Source organism: Ewingella sp. AOP8-B2-18 (assembly GCF_052376015.1).
Lineage (GTDB): Bacteria > Pseudomonadota > Gammaproteobacteria > Enterobacterales > Enterobacteriaceae > Ewingella > Ewingella allii.
The window spans coordinates 495,798-514,831 of the sequence record NZ_JBQSVB010000002.1; the positions used below are offsets into that span (position 1 = coordinate 495,798).

20 protein-coding genes and 1 riboswitch are annotated in these 19,034 nt (G+C 53.4%); of the genes, 9 read left to right on the forward strand and 11 right to left on the reverse strand.

The window, feature by feature from the left end; genetic code table 11:
• The first annotated feature begins 105 nt into the window (after nt 1–105).
• From ACT3RR_RS06525 to cspE (ACT3RR_RS06545), 5 genes are all read left to right on the forward strand, one after another.
• Nucleotides 106–411, forward strand: coding sequence for a phage protein NinX family protein (locus ACT3RR_RS06525; RefSeq protein ID WP_353502506.1), 306 nt, complete (start codon nt 106–108; stop codon nt 409–411).
• A 130-nt stretch (nt 412–541) separates the two neighbouring features.
• Entirely contained in the window at nt 542–778 is a 237-nt protein-coding gene (locus ACT3RR_RS06530) for a DUF4060 family protein (protein ID WP_353502505.1), read from the forward strand.
• Nucleotides 779–916: 138 nt separating this feature from the next.
• Nucleotides 917–1,906 (forward strand): MBL fold metallo-hydrolase, encoded by a 990-nt coding sequence (locus ACT3RR_RS06535; protein WP_353502504.1) that lies wholly within the window; start codon nt 917–919, stop codon nt 1,904–1,906.
• 848 nt (nt 1,907–2,754) lie between these two features.
• A complete protein-coding gene (locus ACT3RR_RS06540) occupies nt 2,755–2,871 on the forward strand; it encodes a DUF2627 domain-containing protein (protein WP_353502503.1) in 117 nt (38 codons plus the stop codon).
• Between the two features lie 42 nt (nt 2,872–2,913).
• Nucleotides 2,914–3,123 carry a transcription antiterminator/RNA stability regulator CspE gene (gene cspE, locus ACT3RR_RS06545; RefSeq protein WP_353502502.1) on the forward strand — a complete coding sequence of 70 codons (210 nt, stop codon included), beginning with the start codon at nt 2,914–2,916 and terminating at the stop codon, nt 3,121–3,123.
• A 66-nt stretch (nt 3,124–3,189) separates the two neighbouring features.
• On the opposite strand, the gene pgeF is transcribed toward cspE (ACT3RR_RS06545), so the two are convergent.
• A complete protein-coding gene (pgeF, locus tag ACT3RR_RS06550; protein ID WP_353502501.1) occupies nt 3,190–3,894 on the reverse strand; it encodes a peptidoglycan editing factor PgeF in 705 nt (234 codons plus the stop codon).
• 146 nt (nt 3,895–4,040) lie between these two features.
• Between pgeF and rlmA the strand changes: the two genes are divergently transcribed.
• Nucleotides 4,041–4,856 carry a 23S rRNA (guanine(745)-N(1))-methyltransferase gene (rlmA, locus tag ACT3RR_RS06555; RefSeq protein ID WP_353502500.1) on the forward strand — a complete coding sequence of 272 codons (816 nt, stop codon included), beginning with the start codon at nt 4,041–4,043 and terminating at the stop codon, nt 4,854–4,856.
• An 8-nt stretch (nt 4,857–4,864) separates the two neighbouring features.
• Here rlmA and mntP read toward each other — a convergent pair whose 3' ends face one another.
• The 5 genes from mntP to manX all read right to left on the reverse strand — a co-directional run bounded on the left by mntP (nt 4,865) and on the right by manX (nt 9,117).
• Nucleotides 4,865–5,437, reverse strand: a complete 573-nt coding sequence (gene mntP / locus ACT3RR_RS06560) for a manganese efflux pump MntP (RefSeq protein WP_353502499.1) — start codon at nt 5,435–5,437, stop codon at nt 4,865–4,867.
• A 10-nt stretch (nt 5,438–5,447) separates the two neighbouring features.
• Nucleotides 5,448–5,640: riboswitch (yybP-ykoY riboswitch) on the reverse strand.
• Nucleotides 5,641–5,856: 216 nt separating this feature from the next.
• Nucleotides 5,857–6,315 carry a DUF986 family protein gene (locus ACT3RR_RS06565; RefSeq protein WP_496199976.1) on the reverse strand — a complete coding sequence of 153 codons (459 nt, stop codon included), beginning with the start codon at nt 6,313–6,315 and terminating at the stop codon, nt 5,857–5,859.
• A gap of 65 nt (nt 6,316–6,380) precedes the next feature.
• The gene (locus ACT3RR_RS06570; protein ID WP_353502497.1) at nt 6,381–7,238 is read right to left on the reverse strand and encodes a PTS mannose transporter subunit IID; all 858 of its coding nucleotides are present in this window, start codon (nt 7,236–7,238) and stop codon (nt 6,381–6,383) included.
• A gap of 11 nt (nt 7,239–7,249) precedes the next feature.
• Nucleotides 7,250–8,050 carry a PTS mannose/fructose/sorbose transporter subunit IIC gene (locus tag ACT3RR_RS06575; RefSeq protein WP_034791285.1) on the reverse strand — a complete coding sequence of 267 codons (801 nt, stop codon included), beginning with the start codon at nt 8,048–8,050 and terminating at the stop codon, nt 7,250–7,252.
• 95 nt (nt 8,051–8,145) lie between these two features.
• The gene (gene manX, locus ACT3RR_RS06580) at nt 8,146–9,117 is read right to left on the reverse strand and encodes a PTS mannose transporter subunit IIAB (RefSeq protein WP_353502496.1); all 972 of its coding nucleotides are present in this window, start codon (nt 9,115–9,117) and stop codon (nt 8,146–8,148) included.
• A gap of 609 nt (nt 9,118–9,726) precedes the next feature.
• Here manX and ACT3RR_RS06585 point away from each other — a divergent pair.
• Nucleotides 9,727–11,286 carry a TerC family protein gene (locus tag ACT3RR_RS06585; RefSeq protein WP_496199977.1) on the forward strand — a complete coding sequence of 520 codons (1,560 nt, stop codon included), beginning with the start codon at nt 9,727–9,729 and terminating at the stop codon, nt 11,284–11,286.
• Between the two features lie 75 nt (nt 11,287–11,361).
• Here ACT3RR_RS06585 and ACT3RR_RS06590 read toward each other — a convergent pair whose 3' ends face one another.
• The 4 genes from ACT3RR_RS06590 to pabB form a co-directional block, all read right to left on the reverse strand.
• Nucleotides 11,362–12,942, reverse strand: coding sequence for an EAL domain-containing protein (locus ACT3RR_RS06590; protein WP_353502494.1), 1,581 nt, complete (start codon nt 12,940–12,942; stop codon nt 11,362–11,364).
• A gap of 341 nt (nt 12,943–13,283) precedes the next feature.
• On the reverse strand, nt 13,284–14,648 hold the full coding sequence (locus ACT3RR_RS06595) for an L-serine ammonia-lyase (protein WP_034791278.1): 1,365 nt from the start codon (nt 14,646–14,648) through the stop codon (nt 13,284–13,286).
• A gap of 224 nt (nt 14,649–14,872) precedes the next feature.
• Nucleotides 14,873–15,472 (reverse strand): CoA pyrophosphatase, encoded by a 600-nt coding sequence (locus ACT3RR_RS06600; RefSeq protein WP_353502493.1) that lies wholly within the window; start codon nt 15,470–15,472, stop codon nt 14,873–14,875.
• A complete protein-coding gene (pabB, locus tag ACT3RR_RS06605) occupies nt 15,472–16,848 on the reverse strand; it encodes an aminodeoxychorismate synthase component 1 (protein WP_496199978.1) in 1,377 nt (458 codons plus the stop codon). Before pabB ends, ACT3RR_RS06600 begins: the two co-directional genes overlap by 1 nt.
• 191 nt (nt 16,849–17,039) lie before the next feature.
• Between pabB and ACT3RR_RS06610 the strand changes: the two genes are divergently transcribed.
• The gene (locus tag ACT3RR_RS06610; protein WP_034791275.1) at nt 17,040–17,219 is read left to right on the forward strand and encodes a YoaH family protein; all 180 of its coding nucleotides are present in this window, start codon (nt 17,040–17,042) and stop codon (nt 17,217–17,219) included.
• 95 nt (nt 17,220–17,314) lie between these two features.
• Here the strand turns inward: ACT3RR_RS06610 and purT are convergent, their stop codons facing one another.
• Entirely contained in the window at nt 17,315–18,493 is a 1,179-nt protein-coding gene (gene purT / locus ACT3RR_RS06615) for a formate-dependent phosphoribosylglycinamide formyltransferase (protein WP_496199979.1), read from the reverse strand.
• Nucleotides 18,494–18,719: 226 nt separating this feature from the next.
• Here purT and cspE (ACT3RR_RS06620) point away from each other — a divergent pair, with 226 nt between their 5' ends.
• Nucleotides 18,720–18,929: a transcription antiterminator/RNA stability regulator CspE gene (gene cspE, locus ACT3RR_RS06620; protein WP_034791273.1), complete on the forward strand. Its 210-nt coding sequence runs from the start codon at nt 18,720–18,722 to the stop codon at nt 18,927–18,929.
• Nucleotides 18,930–19,034: the final 105 nt, after the last annotated feature.

Below are 19,034 nucleotides of genomic sequence, written 5' to 3' on the forward strand. Positions count from 1 at the left end.
GGTGTTACTACCTGCGGGCTTTTCTTTGTTTCCGATTTGGCTTTCATAAAACTGTCTTATTTCTGTCGTAGTCTCAGGGCAACAACGATACCCGATGGAATGACGATGATTAAATGGTCTGAAGAGAACGACAGCGAGCTGAACCACAATATTGCCTTACTGACGGGCGAAGAGCCTGACAAATGGTATCCCTACGGCGGCGTCAAAGGTAAAGACTACTGCAACAACCCTTCCGATGCCTGGCCGATTATTTGTGCCAATAAAATTAGCCTTAATGCCACTGAACGGCCGGGAGATACCCGCTGGTCCGCGCAAATCCAAAGCGAGCAGGGGCATTGGCATGCCGATAGTCACCGACCACTGCGTGCTGCGATGGTTTGTTTCTTGTTAAGTAAAACTTGCGCGCAATAAAAAGCGCAGAGATACTCATTCTGTAACAAAGTTGCAAAGAAGTGATTCGAATAAGCATCGCGCGAAGCGATGCGTATCAAGTGATTAATGTTTCCTCATTTTGACAGTTGTGTCTAAGGCGGAGTCCATTATGAAGCGCATCATTAAAGGTGATAAAAATCTCTCCCATCTGGTGGTTGCCCATGCAGCCATCGATAGTCATGAAAAAGCCTACGGCACGCGACGCCAGGGCTGGCCCTCAACGTACCTCATCAAATACAAAGACTCTCGTGTGGCGGTAGAAGTGGTTACCCGCCGGCAATCTTACGTTGCTACCCTTATGATTGGAGCCAGAAATCTCACCAAACTTTGTGCAGAAGCTGCCTGAGTAAAGTCCTGTCACGGATGTTGCAGTAAAACTTTGTACATACTACTGTTTATTCACACCCAAACCGCGATGAGGCTAGCCTTCATCGCGGTTTTTACTTCCCATAAGTAAGCTGTCTGCGTAATTTGAAGGAACGTTATGGCTATTAAAAATCCCTATTATGATGCGTCTAAGCCGCACCATACGCCGGAAGGGTTTACCAATCCTGAACCTCATAATCGACAGGACGGCGATCTCAAGCGCTGGCAGCGCGAGCGCAAAGAGCAGCAGTTACCCAAGCCGCCGCGCCGTGGCTATGAGCATTTTATTTCCCAGTGGTGGCAGAAGGCCGAGTTTAGCGGCCGCGAAGATCGCCTGTGGTTCCTCGGCCATGCCTGTCTGCTGTTACGGATTGCGGGGAAAACCGTGCTGATGGACCCGGTGCTCTCTGCTCGCGCCTCGCCGTTGAAATTCTACGGCCCAAAACGTAAGACGCCGGTGAGCGCCGACGTCGCGGATTTGCCGCACATCGATTATGTGCTGCTGTCGCACAATCACTACGATCATCTGGATAAGCCGACCATTAAACGGCTGCTACGCCGCTTCCCCGAGCTGGCGTTTATTGTGCCGCTGGGCATGAAGCGTTGGCTGATACGCCAGGGCGCGCGCCACGTCACCGAGCTGGACTGGTGGCAGGAGCACAGCTTTGGCGGGTTGACTTTCCACGCGGTGCCCGCCCGCCACTGGAGTATGAGAACCCTGTGGGACCGAAATCGCTCGCTCTGGTGTGGCTGGGTGGTCACCAGCGCCGACCTGCGTTTCTACTTCTCCGGCGACAGTGGTTATAGCAATCAATTCAAAGTTATTGGCGATAAGCTGGGGCCTTTCGATCTGGCGGCGATCCCAGTTGGCGCCTATGCACCACGATGGTTCATGAGTGCGCAGCATATGGACCCGCAGCAGGCGGTAGAGGTGTTCGCAGAAATAAAATGCCGCAAAGCCGTGCCAATTCACTGGGGGGTGTTTGAATTAGCGGATGAATCTTTGGATGAGCCTTTGCAGGAATTAGCCCAGGCCACGCAAAACAATGCAGAAATCGCCGCGCGTTTTTATCCCTTGAAAATTGGGCAGAGCATTCTGCCTGAGTGAAATAGGTACAGTATTAACGCTTATTGACGGGAGGCTATCCTCCCGTCATGGCTGATGGTCATTTCCCCCGCCCGATAACATCGCCATAGGCCCAGCGCCTTGCTGCCGAGCCGCCTACGGGGCAGAGGCTAAAACCGGTGAAACGCTGAAAATGTCTCTTAGCTCTCGTTTTCTACCCAAATAGAAAATGGAATCGTGATGACGATCACTGTAAAGGGTTTATTAAAATAGAAATCCAGTTTCGAGTTTAAACATACTTAAATTAACTGTGGTTATATAATCAACAGTAATTTAACCATCCGGTCATTATTATTTCATCATAATGTTAAATAGTAGAAACAGGCGCTATTGCCATATTGACCATGGCGCTATGGGCGGCTGAAATTATTCCAACTAATAAGGCAGCGTTATTAGTTGAAATAAAATTGTTTGCTCGCTTGCGGTGCAATAGATTACGGACGAACCAATGAAACGCACCACGGTCTTCAAGTGCGCCCATTTTGGTGAATGCATAACCAATCAGTAACGAGCGTTGCGGCGCAGTCCTCTCAGTACTTCATGGCATATCTTAAAAGATAAAAATTCAAATAAAGTTGTCTTTTACGCTTACCGATCGCCATTAAATGAGCAATAATCAGGGCTAGTCGTTATTGTTTTGAATCAAAGACAGGCTTCCCTGTTAAGCAGAAAAAAGCATGTCTATCAACATATTTCAGCTTAGCCAAACGGCTACCGGCTTTAACCGGCTCAAATATGTGCGACACGTCCATCACTGATTAAAAATGGCTTGCCATCGAAATCAGTTTATGTGATAACGCATATGGGTAAAACGAGGTACGGTTCTGTATATGTGTGGCATTTTCAGTAAAGAAGACTTGAGTAAAAACGTTATCGTTGAACGCTGCTTCTCTGCCGATTTATATCTTAGTGCCTCAAGCAGTAACGACTCTAGTTTGTCTATGTAACGCCAATAGGCGGCTTTAAACAATCCAAAGGAAATACTCAAGATGGCAAAGATTAAAGGTCAGGTTAAGTGGTTCAACGAGTCTAAAGGCTTCGGTTTCATCACTCCTGCTGACGGCAGCAAAGACGTATTCGTACACTTCTCTGCCATTCAGGGCAACGGCTTCAAAACTCTGGCTGAAGGCCAGAACGTTGAGTTCTCAATTCAAGATGGCCAGAAAGGCCCATCTGCTGTTGATGTAACTCCAGTCTAAGCAGCATCAGCTGTGAAAAAAACCCGCCATGTGCGGGTTTTTTTGTATCTGCGATCTGAGGCCGCGTCACTCAGGCAAAATCATAATGCCCGATTGCTGATTGCGACCACTGATCCCCGGATGCGTTGGGTCTTTGGCCCGCTGGTGGGTGTTGCGGCGAAAACTGGTGTAGGTATAGCTTCCGTCCAGCTCGGTACTACAGATGGTGCAGCCGCCGGAATGGTCAATGGCGCCAAAGCCTAAATACTCAAGCTTGGCCTGAGCAATGGCCGCTAAGTCGAGATGGCGCGGGGAAGGGGAGATCAGCGCGGGCGGCAGGTCCAGGTCGCGCAAAAACTCATCCACCAGCTCTTGGCTGACTTCATAACAGCAGGCGCGCGCCGCCGGGCCGATTGATACCACCCAATCCTCCACGCTGCCGTCTTGATTAATGCGTTCGGCCATTTTCTCAATAATGCCCGCCTTTAGCCCACGCCAACCGGCATGCACCACGCCCACGCGGCGACCGTCCCGACGGCTGAAAATTAGCGGCAGGCAGTCGGCGCTAAACACGGTTAATAGAATGCCGGGATGGGAAGTATAGAAGCCGTCAGCTTCGCCACAGGGCTGGGCGGGCTGGATGATATCCACGATGCGGGTACCGTGGACCTGCTTTTTCTGCGGCCGGGTCGGTTCAAACTCGGCTAAAATCTCGGGGATTAGAGCGCGCTTGCCGCCGAAGCCGTGGCGGATCCCAGGTATCTGGCTGAGTAACGCCGAAATGTCAGTCATATAAACCACGTCAAATAAGTAAAACGTCGAAGGCTCAGTGTAGCTGGGTTTTTCCTTTCCATGCCAGCGGTTGCAACTCTCGGGTGCGTTCTTTAGACTTGGCGGCATTCTGCCTGCGGGCACCGCGAATTCCCTTTAGGATCTTCATGAGTTATCAATGTCCTCTTTGCCATCAGTTACTTACGCTTAACGATCGCCAGTGGCGCTGCCCGCAAAATCATCAGTTTGATCATGCCAAAGAAGGCTATGTCAATTTGATGCCCGTACAGCATAAGCGTTCGAAGCAGCCGGGGGACAGCCCGGAGATGATGGAGTCGCGCCGCCGGTTCCTCGACGCTGGACATTACCAGCCTTTGCGCGATCTTGTGGCGCAGCGGCTGAACGAGGCGCTGCCGGCAGAGGCCTCGACGCTGTTGGACATCGGCTGTGGTGAAGGCTATTACACCGCCGAGGTGGCGCGTCGTTTGAGCGAGCAGCGCAGGATCGAGGTGTATGGTTTGGACGTCGCCAAAGTGGCCATTCGCAACGCCGCCAAACGCTATCGTGAGGTGAACTTTTGCGTAGCGTCGAGCCACCGCCTGCCGTTTGCCGACCAGTCGCTTGACGCCGTGCTGCGTATTTATGCGCCGTGCAAGGCAGAAGAGCTATATCGCGCCGTTAAGTCCGGCGGGCTGGTGCTGACCGTCGCGCCGGGGCCGCGTCATTTATACCAGCTGAAAGGGCTTATCTATTCGCAAGTGCAACTGCACGCCGAGTTGGATGAACGGCTGGAAGGCTTTGAGCGGGTGAGTCAGGAGACGCTGGCGTATCCAATGAAGTTGAAGGGTGCCGAAGCTTTTGATCTATTGCAGATGACGCCCTTTGCGTGGCGGGCCACCGAAGAAGTTAAAGCGGCGTTGCTGGCTGAGACGTCGTTCTCCTGTGAAACCGACTTCCTCATTAGAGTGCATCGCCGCGCCTAATAGGCTTCTCAGCTCAGATAGCCTAAGTGCTCCAGCAGGATGTTGCAGCCAATACCAATCAGCACCACGCCACCCAGCACTTCGGCCCAGCGCCCTAACAGCGGGCCGATAAAGCGTCCTAAGAGAATGCCGATGGTCGCCATGAGGGTGGTGGCCAGCCCGATAGCCAGCGCGGTATGGATAATATTCACCTGCAGGAAAGCCAAGCCGACGCCGATGGCCATAGCATCTAGGCTGGTGCCAATGGCGGTGGCGGCCAAAATCCAAAAGCCGTGGCGGCTTTGCGCGGTGGCCTCTTCCTGCTGTTTATTCTTCAAACCTTCCAGAATCATGCGCGCGCCCAGAATGAACAGCAGGGTGAAGGCGACCCAGTGGTCCCACGCCATAATATATTTGCTGGCGACCAAGCCAATGCCCCAACCAATCAGCGGGGTGATAGCTTCAATGATGCCAAAGATTAAACCGGTGCGCAGTGCTTCACGAAAGTGAGGGCGGTGTAGGCTGGCGCCTTTGCCTATCGACGCCGCAAATGCGTCCATCGACATGCCGAAAGCCAGAATCAGTGTTGCGGATAAGTTCACGAGTGTTACCTCGGCCGGGTGTTTCCATATACACGTAACCCACCCCCAACCTTACGACGGAGCTACGCGTCTATGGTCTCGCCAACCTCACGGCTGCTCGCACCACGTTTTATTTCAAAACGAGTATGTTGATACGAGCGTTTTCACATCTATTGTGCAAGACAATGGATGCAAAAACCGGCTACTCCCCAAATGACGGCGCAACCTTAACATAATATTTTAATTGATAACAACAACAAATAATTTAGGGTTTAGCATTCTCAAAGATAATGATTTTCATTAAGTACCCGCACTGATCATATTGATTGGATAATAAACTTACAAATTGTGGAATTAAACATCAATAACAACTCTACGGGTAATTGGCGTTATTTAAATATAATGCTATTAAATATAGCCAATAGCATAAATTACGTAACTTATTGATGTTCAATCATTAAATTATAGATGTTCTGCAAGTCGTCTAACTGGCTCACCCTTATTAACAGCTTGCGTTGTTCCAGTTCGATCACTAAAACGCCATCCTCTGAGAGATTCATGGATTTGATTCGGTCATAGGTGATAAATGCATTGGCGTAGTAAAAGCCTGTCGATTTAAACAACATTTTTGGCCAGCGGATAAACGAGATATAGAAAGCAATCAGCGCCAGACCTATTAATAAGTAGTTGGTGATCGGTGTGCCCTGAGCATTCACATTGTTATAAAGCAGGATGGCCAGCAAGCCAATAAAGATAATGCAATCAATCTTGTTACGGCGGCGCAGGTTGACGCGCAGCAGCGTTTTCCCTTTGTTAGATCCCATCAGGAATTCGTCGTAAATGGCGTAGGCCAGAAGCAGAAGGGCGAAGACGGCGAGGACGATATCAGTGAGGGACATGCAAACTTCTCCAGCGTGAAAGCATAAAAAAGCCGGGGGATAGGCTCCCCCGGCTTAGTGATTACTTAAAGACCTAACAGGCCAATCCAGTAACCGAAGATACCAATGGCGAAGAAGCCAATGATGATCCACAAGGCGTTAACTTTACGGCGTAACAGCCACATACAGCCGAAGGTCAGCAGCAGTGGAACCAGACCCGGCATCAGCTGGTCGAGAATGGTCTGAACGGTAGTCACCGTGGTTTTACCGGTTTGGTCGGTAATGGTCGACACCACCAGCGGTATGTTGACGTGCGTCCACTTGTTAACCAAGGCCCCCATGACAAACAGGCCGAGAATTGACGCCCCCTCGGTCAGTTTTTGCAGGAAGCCGCCGCCCATATCGTTAACGATATCGACACCTTTTTTGTAGCCATATGCCACGCCGTAGTAGCGAGTCAGCAGGCGTACAAGGTTAAACAGGACGAAGAACAGCAGTGGGCCCAGCAGGCTGCCGCTCATCGCGATACCCGCGCCAAGGGCGGCGAATACCGGGCGAACAGTACCCCAGAAGATTGGGTCACCCACGCCAGCCAATGGACCCATCAGACCGACTTTCAGGCCGTTGATGGCCGCGTCGTCGATAGGTGCGCCGTTGGCACGCTGCTCTTCCATCGCCAACGTTACGCCCAGAACAGGTGCCGCAACGTAAGGATGGGTGTTAAAGAACTCTAAGTGGCGTTTGATGGCCGCTTTACGATCATCGTTGTTCTCTGGGTAGAGACGACGAATGGCCGGAACCATGCAATAACAGAAACCCAGTGCCTGCATACGTTCAAAGTTCCATGAACCCTGGAACAGGTTCGAACGCATGAACACACCGCGAATGTCGCCTGGCGTTAGTTTCTTTTCAGGAGTTTGGCTAACTGCAGTTTGATCAACCATTTCTCTCACCCTTAATCTAATTCGTTATCGAGATCGTTAACACCCTGTGCTGGCCCAGCCGCTTGCGCAGACTTGTTGTATTTCGGGCTCAACTGGATGTACAGCACTGCCATAACCACACCAATCACACCCAGGGCAACCAGGTTGAAGTTGGTGAAAGCAGCGGTGACGAAACCGAGGTAGAAGAACGGCATCAGGTAACCGGCGCGCATCATGTTGATGACCATCGCATAACCGACGACCACAATCATACCGCCCGCAATGTTCAGACCGTTGGTCACAACAGCAGGGATAGATGCCAGCATTTCCTGAACCACTTCGGTACCAACAGACACGGCAACGATCACGGCAGGGATGGCGATACGCATCGCTTGGAGTACCAACGCCGAAACGTGGATCCAGGAGATAGCGCGCAGGTTGCCGCGTTCTGCCGCACTGTCAGCCGCGTGCTGGAAGGCAACGGTGATGGTACGAACGATGATGGTAAGAACCTGACCCGCCGCTGCCAGTGGGATAGCAAGGGCAATACCCGCGCCAACCGACTGACCACCGGCAATAACCAGGATGGTTGAAATGATGGAGGCGAGGGCGGCATCGGGCGCTACTGCCGCACCGATATTCATCCAGCCAAGGGCAATCATTTCCAGCGTACCACCGATGATGATCCCGGTTTTAACATCACCAAGAACAAAACCGATTAAGGTACAAGCCACTAAAGGACGGTGGAACTGGAATTCATCAAGGATGGAACCCATCCCCGCAATACATGCAACAATAAATATCAGCACAATCTGTAGTGTGGTGATCTCCATTGCACTTCTCCTATGACAAAAGGACTCTGAGTAAAATAAGCTCATCAGAAACAGATTATTTGTTAAAAATCTGTCGCTTTAATTCGCTGAGTTTATTAATTCATTTTATTAATGAGATCCATCATCTTCAGGCGACTGTCAGAAGAGACTTTACGCACCTCAAGCTCGATACCCTTGGCGTTCAATTGCTTGAAAGCTTCAATATCTTTTTCATCGACGGAAACGGCGTTATTAACCTGAGTTTTACCTTGACGGAATGCCATACCACCAATGTTAACCGACGTAATATTTACCCCACCTTCAACAACGCGCAGAACATCTGTCGGGTTGGTAAATAAGAGCATAACGCGGTCGCCGGCATATTTTGGGTTGTCGTAAACGCGAATGGCTTTAGCCACATCGACGACGTGCGCCGTCACGCCAGGAGGAGCAACCTGCGTCAACAATGTCTTACGGACATGGTCGGCGGCTACTTCGTCACTGACGACGATGATGCGGTTAACGTTGGTTTCTTTGGTCCAGCGTGTCGCAACCTGACCGTGAATTAAACGGTCATCGATGCGAGCCAGGCCAATTTTCATGTGATCATTCGGGCCTGTTGGACGCGCTGGCGCGGCCGCTTTAGGTGCCGAAGCCACAGGTTGAACAGCGGCTGTTTCTGTTTCTGGTTCAGGAGTTTTCAGCGCTTTCACGCCAACACGCCCGGTTTCCACCGCAATGGCGACCAGTTCAGCAAACGAAGGGTTGTCGTCACGCGCCATGAAGGTTTCCGCCAGCATAGGGATATTCACCCCAGTGACCACTTCATAATTCTCTTTGTCGACGACAATTCGGCTGGCGGCATTAAACGGACTGCCACCCCAGGTATCTACTAAGAAGAGCACGCCGCTGCTGGTATCAAGTCCACCCAGTTTTGCCGTGTATTTCTCAATTAATGTTTCAGCATTTTCGCCGGGAACGAAATCAATAAAGGCGACGTTATCCTGTTCGCCTAAAATCATTTCCGCCGTTTTCAGCAGCTGTTCGGCTGCTGACCCATGCGTGCCGATGATAATAGCAATACTCACTCGCTACCTCCTCTGTTAACCCTTAAGGTTATGCACATAAGTGTGGGTGCTCATTAAATTCGACACTTTTGTTACCCGTGACGAATGTTGCTGTTCTTGCGCGCGGTCCATTGAGAGATGACTCAGAACCTTCGTGCTTTTCAGTCTTTAATTTCTGATAAACAACAAGAAGCGTGCATTGCAGAACCTCAACAGGTTGTGCGACCGGATTTATTTTAGTGTGTGAAAAAATAAATTATGTGACGACTGTCTGCTATTGAACGACGTATGATGAATGAGTTATGTCATTGCATACAAAAACAGCATAGTGGAAGTGGAATACTCTGGAGCCAAAAACATTCTTTTCCGAATAAATGATTCCTGATAGAGTTGCTTTCCCAATAATTGCACAGGAGTATCGGGCCTCAGCCCTCCCTATGGACTGTCACCGACGTCACTTATCCTCTTTTTCCTTCTTTTCTCAGTATTCCGGCAATTTCGCCTATTCAGGTCGGATTAATGCCGCATTGAAATCGTTTACTCAGATCACCACTGATCTCAACCACCGGACCAGCTCTGGCGGGAACGTCTTGCGTCTTTTTTCTCATTCTGTAAATCACGGGGCCTAATATGGAATTTTTAATGGACCCATCGATTTGGGTCGGTCTACTGACACTGGTCGTGCTGGAAATTGTTCTCGGCATCGACAACCTGGTTTTCATCGCCATCCTGGCTGACAAGCTGCCGCCAAAGCAGCGCGACAAGGCCCGTATTATCGGCCTGTCACTGGCGCTAATTATGCGCCTCGGCCTGCTGTCACTGATTTCATGGATGGTGAAACTCACCACGCCGCTGTTCAGCATCGCGCAATTTAGTTTCTCCGGGCGCGACCTGATCCTGCTGCTGGGGGGGATATTCCTGCTATTTAAAGCCACGACTGAACTGCATGAGCGGTTGGAAGGGCAGCAAAGCCACGGCGGTAATAACCGCGGTTACGCCAGTTTCTGGTCGGTGGTGGCGCAAATAGTGGTGCTCGACGCGGTATTCTCCCTCGACGCGGTGATCACCGCCGTCGGTATGGTGAATAACCTTGCAGTGATGATGACCGCGGTGGTGATCGCCATGGGCGTGATGCTGCTGGCCTCCAAGTCGCTGACGCGCTTTGTGAACAATCACCCGACGGTAGTGGTGCTCTGTCTGAGCTTCCTGCTGATGATTGGTCTTAGCCTGATAGCGGAAGGTTTTGGTTTCCATATTCCGAAAGGTTACCTGTACGCCGCCATTGGTTTCTCGATTCTTATCGAATTGTTCAACCAAATCGCGCGTCGCAACTTCCTCAAGAGCCAGTCGAATCGTCCAATGCGTGAACGCACGGCCGAGGCGATCCATCGCCTGATGGGGGGCAAAAGCCACCGTCATGAAGAAGAAGACGATCAACGTCAGACGCTGCCGAACCAAGAAACCTTCGCCGAAGAAGAGCGCCACATGATTAGCGGCGTCCTGACGCTGGCTTCGCGCTCTCTGCGCAGCATCATGACGCCGCGCGCGGATATCTCGTGGGTCGACTGCGAACGCTCTCCGGCGGAAATCCGCATGCAGCTGATGGACACGCCGCACAGCCTGTTCCCAATCTGTCGCCACTCGCTGGATGACGTGATTGGCGTGGTGCGCGCTAAAGACCTGCTGGTGGCGTTGGAAAACGGCGAAAACATTGTCGCCTTTGCCGAAAAGACTGCGCCAATCGTGGTGCCGGAAACTATCGACGTCATCAACCTGTTGTCGGTTCTGCGCCGTGCGAGAGGCCGTTTGGTGATTGTCAGCAATGAATTTGGCGTGGTGCAAGGGCTGGTCACGCCTTTGGACGTGCTGGAAGCCATTGCCGGTGAGTTCCCGGACGAGGATGAAACCCCAGACGTGGTCGTCGATGGCGACGGCTGGATTGCCAAGGGTGGCACCGATTTGCACCTCTTGCAGCAGATCCTCGACACCTACGAGCTGGTCAGCCCCACTGACGACTACGCCTCGTTGGCCGGTCTGCTGTTAGCCCAGTCGGGACAGATGCCTGAAGTGGGGGAAATCATTGAGATCCCGCCGCTGAAATTCGAAATTATCGAACTCGCCGAGTACCGTATTGAGCGCGTGAAGATAACCAAGATTAAATCTGAGCATGATTGGCACGAGGCCGAATAACCTGTCAGGGTGATTCAGCAATAAAAACGGCGACTTCGGTCGCCGTTTTCTATTCTGCCCAGCCCAAAATCCTCCTTAGAAGGAAAATGGCGCGGCCAGTTGATTGTTCTGCTCATAGCGTTCAAGCCACTGCGGGAAGATATCTATCGGCATCGGACGGGCGAAGTAAAAACCCTGTAGCGCATCCACCTGGCGCTCGCGCAGGTAGTTGGCCTGCTCCAGCGTCTCCACCCCTTCGGCAATCAGTTTCAGCTTCAGGCGATGGGCCAACGTAATGATGGTGTCAGTCACCGTGGCGTTAATGGCGTCAGTGCCAATGGAAGCGGTAAAGGCGCGGTCAATCTTCAACACGTCAGGATTCAGTGCCTTGAGGTAGCTCAGCGAGCTGTGTCCGGTGCCGAAATCGTCAATCGCCAGCATCACTCCCATGGCTTTTAGCTTGGCTATATGCTGCGCGCTCAGCTCCTGCAGTCGGGTGCGCTCGGTCAGCTCCAGCATCAGCGAGACGTCGGGCTTGGCGGAAAGCCAGAGATCGCGGACGTCATCAATGATTTCCATATTGTGGAAGTGCTGCGCAGCGACATTGACGCTGATGTAGAAGTCTTCGCGTGGCGGAAAAAGGTGCAGGTTCTCACTCACCTGTCGCAGCAGGTAGCGCGTCAGCGGAATAATTAACCCATGCTGCTCGGCCAGCGGGATGAACAGCTCGGGCGACACCCACTCCTGGCGGCGGTTCTTCCAGCGCATCAGGGTTTCAACCCCGACGCAGGTGCCATTGGCGCTATTTATGATTGGCTGGCAATAGACCTGAAACTCGCGGTGGGAGATAGCATGGCTAATCGGATAACCCAGGCTGAGGCGGCTGGCGGACAGCAAATAGGTGGCGATGGCGACCAGCAGGCTGATAAGCAGTGATAGGGGCAGGTGAGAAGGGAGGTCGCCCCAGGCAATGGTGGTGGCGGTATCGCCATACAGCGAAATGGAGAAATCATTATGGGTGGAATAGGCCTGCACCACTTCATCACCGCCGAGCTTGCTGCGCGGCACAATGTGGTTTTTGTCGTATTCCAGGCTCTGATTGAGCACGTTAAGCACGATGCGATTGGCGTAAGGCGGCTGCGGCTCTAGCAGGAAATTCCCCAGAATGCCGATGTTATAGACAAACAGCACGCCGTTGCGATTATCGTTTTCTAACGGCTGCCACTGCACCAGCGTCGGGATGCTTTCTGGCGTCATGATCGAGTAGCGCAGCTGCACCCGCTTGTTGCCTAACGCCAGTTCGGGCAGTAGCTGGTTGAAGTCCACCTGTAGCGCACCCGCGAGGCTCGAACAGACGATTTTGCCATTTACCACCAAGGCAATGGCGCGCAGGGTTTGAATTCTCGCCACGGCGCGCTGCAAACCGATTTGCTGCTGAGCGCAGCCGGTACCCGCCACGATAAAGTCGCCAAACGAAACTTTTGTTGCAGGCTGTAGAAGGTTCTCCAGTTTTTGCACTGTGTGATTTGCCAGCCGCTGCTGATTCAAACTGATGGCCCGGCTCTGTTCGCAAATGCGAATACCTAGCGTCATGATCAGGGCGAAAAGGCCAATCGCGGCGGCGAAGGCAACGCGGTAGGAGCGATATTTTGCGAGCGCTATCGGTGAAAAAGGCATACTACTGCTCCTCAAATTCCGACAAAATGCGCGAAAGTGACGTTGTCACGGATGAATGCCCTTATCATGTCCACCATCGAAGATAGCGGCTTATTCGTTTTATGGGTTGGTGAACCAGAATAGCTGACGTAACACGTGTTTCAGTAATAACGCAGAATGCCGTAGCAGCCGCGGAGAATGCAAGAGGGTGAAATGAGTTTTTCCTGATATTACAGGGGGTTTCTGTTAATAGAGAACAAATGGCTGTGGAGTTTACTGAAGGGCAGATTTCATGCGGCCGCCTCTCGGTATTACTGCATAAAACCGAGGGCGGCCGGGGTAACTATCAGCGTTGAGGCAGGTTAATCACACTGTACTTTGATGGCCAAACCACCCCGCGAGGTTTCGCGGTATTTGGCATTCATGTCTTTGCCGGTTTCGTACATGGTTTCGATCACTTTATCCAGAGAAACGCGAGGCTCGCTGGTGCGGCGCAGGGCCATACGCGCCGAGTTAATCGCTTTCACCGATGCAATCGCATTACGCTCGATACAAGGCACCTGCACTTGCCCGGCTACCGGGTCACAGGTCAGGCCGAGGTTGTGTTCCATGCCGATTTCCGCCGCCACGCATACCTGCTCCGGGCTACCGCCGAGCAGTTCCGCCAGACCGGCAGCCGCCATTGAGCAGGCCACGCCCACTTCACCCTGACAGCCCACTTCCGCACCGGAGATAGAGGCATTCATCTTGTACAGAATACCGATAGCGCCGGAAGTGAGGAAGTAGCGCAAATAGATGTCTGGGCTAACGGATTCAATGAACTGGTCATAATAGGCCAAAACCGCCGGCACGATACCGCAGGCGCCGTTGGTCGGCGCCGTCACCACGCGGCCACCGGCGGCGTTTTCTTCATTGACCGCCAGCGCGAACATATTCACCCAGTCAATGACGTTCATCGGGTCATTGGAGAGCTTATCGTTGGACACCAGCATCCGGCGCAGGGCAGGAGCGCGACGCGGCACGCGCAGCGGCCCCGGCAGCACGCCTTCGGTGTTCAACCCGCGATCGATACAGGCCTTCATGGTCTGCCAGATATTTTCGAAATACAGCTCAATATCCTGCTTGCTGTGCTGCGCCAGCTCGTTCTTCATCATCAGCGCAGACAGCGACAGGCCTGTCTCTTTGCACTTCGCCAGCATTTCGCTCGCCGAGTTAAAGGCGTAAGGCACGGTGACCTGATCCAGTACCGGCTGGCCGAAATGCTCATCATCGACGATAAAACCACCGCCGACGGAGTAGTAGGTTTTGCTGTACAGCAGCTTGTCGCCCGCAAAAGCGTGGATCTGCATGCCATTTTCGTGTTTGGAGAGATTTTCATTGCGGAACACCATGCCGGTGTCCTGCGGGAAATCGACTTCGTGGTGGGTGTCGCCCAGCGGCAAACGGCGGCGCTGCTCGACATCGCGAATGAAGTGCGGAATGCCATCGATGTCCACGGTGTCAGGCTTGTTGCCCGCTAACCCGAGGATAATGGCGATATCAGTATGGTGTCCTTTACCCGTCAGCGACAGCGAGCCATAGACATCTACCGCAACGCGAGTGACGTCGGCCATCATGCCTTTTTCGAGCAGGTCATCCACAAACTGTTTGCCCGCTTTCATCGGCCCCAGCGTGTGGGAGCTGGAAGGACCAATACCGACCTTGAACATGTCGAAAACGCTAATCACGTTGAATACTCCTGTTTTGGCCGATGGCACTGTCATGTGCACCATGCCCGGATAGATTTACTGTTTAATTAATCTTTAGTAGTGGATTATCGCAGTTTTATTCCGGACTTAACACACAGTGTAAAAGGCCCTGTGACCTAAAGTGGCTTTTTTCGCATGAAATAAAGTAATTTGATGCCGAAATGTGACCAATGTGTAAATTATGGCCACATCAAAAGAGGGAATTAGGCGCGAATTTGCTCCGCCAGACGGCGAATAATGGCGGCGGTCAGCCCCCAAACGAACTGCTGCTGATACCAGGAAAGGTAAACGCGATGGTGAGTACCGGCGCGGTGGATATCCAGCGGGTGATAGCGCGACAGGTTAAACGCCTCTTCCAGCGGCATCTCGAACAGCTCGGCCACTTCGTCTTCGCAGGGGTGCAGCGGCACATCTACCGGCAGCAGCCCGACCACCGGCGTGACCTGAAAACCCGTGCTGCTGTCGAGCGGGGCCAGCGTGCCGAGCACGTTGACGTCGCCGTAGGGGATGGCCACCTCCTCCTGAGCTTCACGCAGCGCGGTGAAGATAATAGAAGAGTCCGAGGCATCCACCGCGCCGCCGGGGAAGGCGACCTGCCCGGCGTGCTTGCGCAGGCGGTCAGAGCGGCGGGTGAGCAGCAGCGTCGGCTGCTCGCGGCAGATGATCGGAATAAGCACCGCCGCCTGACGTTTCCCCGTCACCTTGGCTGGCGCAGAGGCCGGGAGTTGTAGTTGGAAACGGCGCACGAACTCTTCTACCGCAGGTGAATAACGCGGCATCTCGGTCGCTTTTTCAAGGCTCATCAATGCTTAGGTTCTCCCAGTTGGGGCAGAATTCGGGCCACTTTGTCGAAAGTCTCCTGATATTCCGCCTGTTCTACGCTGTCCGCCACAATACCACCGCCCGCCCAGCAATAAATGTGATCGCCCTCGGTCAATAGCGTGCGAATAGTTATGTTGCTGTCCATCGTGCCACAACAACTAATATAGGCGATGCTGCCGCAATAGGCGTTACGGCGATGAGGCTCCAGCTCCTCAATAATTTGCATGGCGCGGACTTTTGGCGCGCCGGTAATAGAGCCGCCGGGGAAGCAGGCGCGTAACAAATCACTGCCGTGGCACGCCGCCGGGAGGTCGGCGGTGATGGTGCTGACTAAGTGATGTACCGCCGGGAATGGCTCGACCACGAACAGTTCCGGCACTCGGACGCTGCCGGGCGTAGCGACGCGTCCGATGTCGTTACGCAGCAAATCGACAATCATCAGATTCTCCGCGCGATCCTTCTCTGACGCCGCGAGGCGCAGCGCCTGTTGGGCATCGGCCTGCGGATCGGCTAAGCGCGGCAGGGTGCCTTTGATCGGGCGCGTCTGCACGCGCTGGTTCTCCAGCCACAGGAAACGCTCCGGCGAGAGGCTCAGCACAGCGTTGTCCGGCAGACGAATAAAGGCTGAGAAGGGGGCACGGTTAGCGGCGTTCAGCGTCAGGAAGGCTTGCCACTCGTCCCCGGAATAGCGGGTGGAAAAACGTTGCGCCAGATTGATTTGGTAGCAGTCGCCGCTGTGCAGGTACTCCTGAATCTGGCGGAACTTCGCGCCATACTGCTCGCGGCTCATGTTGGCCTGCCAGTTGCCGTGCAGCGTAAATTCGCTGCTTTCCGCCGCCGGGGTCTGAGATTCAAGCCAAGCCAGACGCTGCTGAATGTCGCCGTGGCACACCAGCGTCAGGCGCTGCAACTGGTGGTCGGCAATCAGCGCCCAGTCATAAATGCCTACCGCCATGTCGGGCAGCTGAATGTCCTGCTCGGCAAGGTTCGGCAGGCTTTCCACGCGACGGCCCAAATCATAGCCGAACAGCCCCAGCGCGCCGCCGAGAAACGGCAGATCTTCGCGCGACTCGGCCCGCAGCCCTGAGTGCTGCAACTGCTGCTCTATAAGCAGAAAAGGATCCGCGTCGCTCACCTGAGTGCCTGTCGCGCTGGCAATCTCCGTGCTGTCGCCACGGGTGGTCAGCCGAATCAACGGATCGGCGACCAAAATATCAAAGCGATTATGGGCGTGATCCGCCGAGCCGGAGTGCAGCAGCATGGCCCACGGCTGAGCAGAGAGCGGCGCGAACCGCGCCAGCAGGGCGTCAGGATGGTAAGGGAGCGTATGTAAACGGTAAGTCTGGGCAGGCTGCATGGATGGCTTCACGATGTCTGACGAATGGGCTGGAACAGGGGGGCGATCCTAACATAGATTTACGCCCCTGAAAGCTGCATAGGCCAATGCAGCAAGAAGGAGTATACTGGCGGTCCTTCACGTTGTAATGGCGCTTGAATGGCGACATTGCTGACCGTATTTCCCTCATGACCCAGAAACAGGACACTCCCATGCTGACAGGTATGCCTTCACTTTCACATAGCGAACAGGAACAGGCCGCCGACCGTATCCGCCAATTGATGGCCGACGGCATGAGCAGCGGCGAAGCCATTGCCACGGTGGCGGATGAAATCCGCACCAAGCATCAGGGCGATCGCGTTACCGTTATTTTTGATGACGAAGACGAATAATGCCGAGCCGGGCTGAGAAGCCGGGCGCAAGAGATAAAAAAACCGGGTTCTTCGCAGGCCCGGTTTTTTTGCATTAAACATCAGCAGAAAAAGGTTTAGCCCTTAACCACCACCGCCGCCGCGGCTTTCTTGGCCGTTTCGACGGCTTCTTCAACGCTGTCGCCGATAGACAGCGCCACGCCCAGACGGCGTTTGCCGCTAATTTCTGGCTTACCGAACAGACGAACCTGATTCGAGCCAACTAAAGCATTTTCCAGCCCGCTGAAGGTGACGTTGTTGCTGGTCAGCTCTGGCAAAATCACCGCAGAAGCCGACGGGCCGAACTGGCGAATCTGGCTGATTGGCAGGCCGAGGAAGGCGCGCACGTGCAGGGCGAATTCTGACAAGTCCTGAGAAATCAGAGTCACCATGCCGGTATCGTGAGGACGCGGGGAGACTTCGCTGAACACCACGTCATCGCCGCAGATAAACAGCTCAACCCCGAACAAACCCTTGCCACCTAAGGCTTTCACCACGCTTTCGGCGATATCTTTGGCGCGTTGCAGCGCCAGCTCGCTCATTTGCTGCGGCTGCCAGGATTCGCGGTAGTCGCCATCTTCCTGACGATGGCCGATTGGCGCGCAGAAGTGAATGCCGTCCACCGCGCTGATGGTCAGCAGGGTAATTTCGAAATCAAACTTCACCAGACCTTCCACAATCACGCGACCGCCACCGGCACGACCACCCTGTTGGGCGTAGTCCCACGCCTGCTGTAATGTCGCTTCGCTGCGGATCAGGCTCTGGCCTTTGCCGGAGGAACTCATTACCGGCTTGATGATGCACGGATAGCCAATTTCATCGACGGCGGCGCGGAAAGCGGCTTCGTCGTCGGCAAATTTATAGGTAGAAGTTGGCAGCTTTAGGGTTTCAGCGGCCAGACGGCGAATGCCTTCGCGGTTCATAGTCAGGCGCGTGGCTTCGGCGGTCGGCACCACGTTGTGGCCCAGTTTTTCTAATTCGACCAGCATGCTGGTGGCGATAGCTTCAATCTCAGGCACGATGAAATCAGGGCGTTCGCTCTCAATAACCTGCTTCAGCGCCTCGCCGTCGAGCATGTTGATCACGTGGCTACGATGGGCAACCTGCATGGCGGGAGCATCGGCATAGCGGTCAACGGCAATCACTTCCAGACCAAGACGCTGGCATTCAAGGGCGACTTCTTTACCCAACTCGCCGGAACCCAATAACATGACGCGAGTCGCGCCGGTGCGCAGTGCAGTACCAATGGTTAACATAGCTTCGTACCCAGATCTGTGGTGGTTGAAAAGGTGTGCTGATGGCGCATTCATAGGCCAAATTCGCCGCCCTGTGAGCAGTTCGGGCGCATTATAACGGAAAAAAAAGGCGACGAAAACGATTGCGCGGCAAAGAGTGCGATTTGCGTGAGGCGGCTGAATATGCGTTAATGTCACTGCATTCGCGATCGAGGCGGATGCTTTTAAAATAGTAAAGGATATAAAAATGAGTAAGTTAACTGGTCAGGTCAAGTGGTTCAACGAAAGCAAAGGTTTCGGTTTCATCACTCCGGCCGACGGTTCTAAAGACGTTTTCGTGCATTTCTCCGCAATTAACAGCGATGGTTTCAAAACGCTGGCCGAAGGTCAGAACGTTGAGTTCACCATTCAGGACAGCCCACGTGGCCCGTCCGCTGCTAACGTTGTTGCACTGTAAGTCTTACAGCAAAAACGCCTGAGCGTCTTGACCTCGGGGCAGTGACAGACAATCTGTCGCTGCACAGCATGAAAAACCCGCCTAGTGCGGGTTTTTTTGTGCATG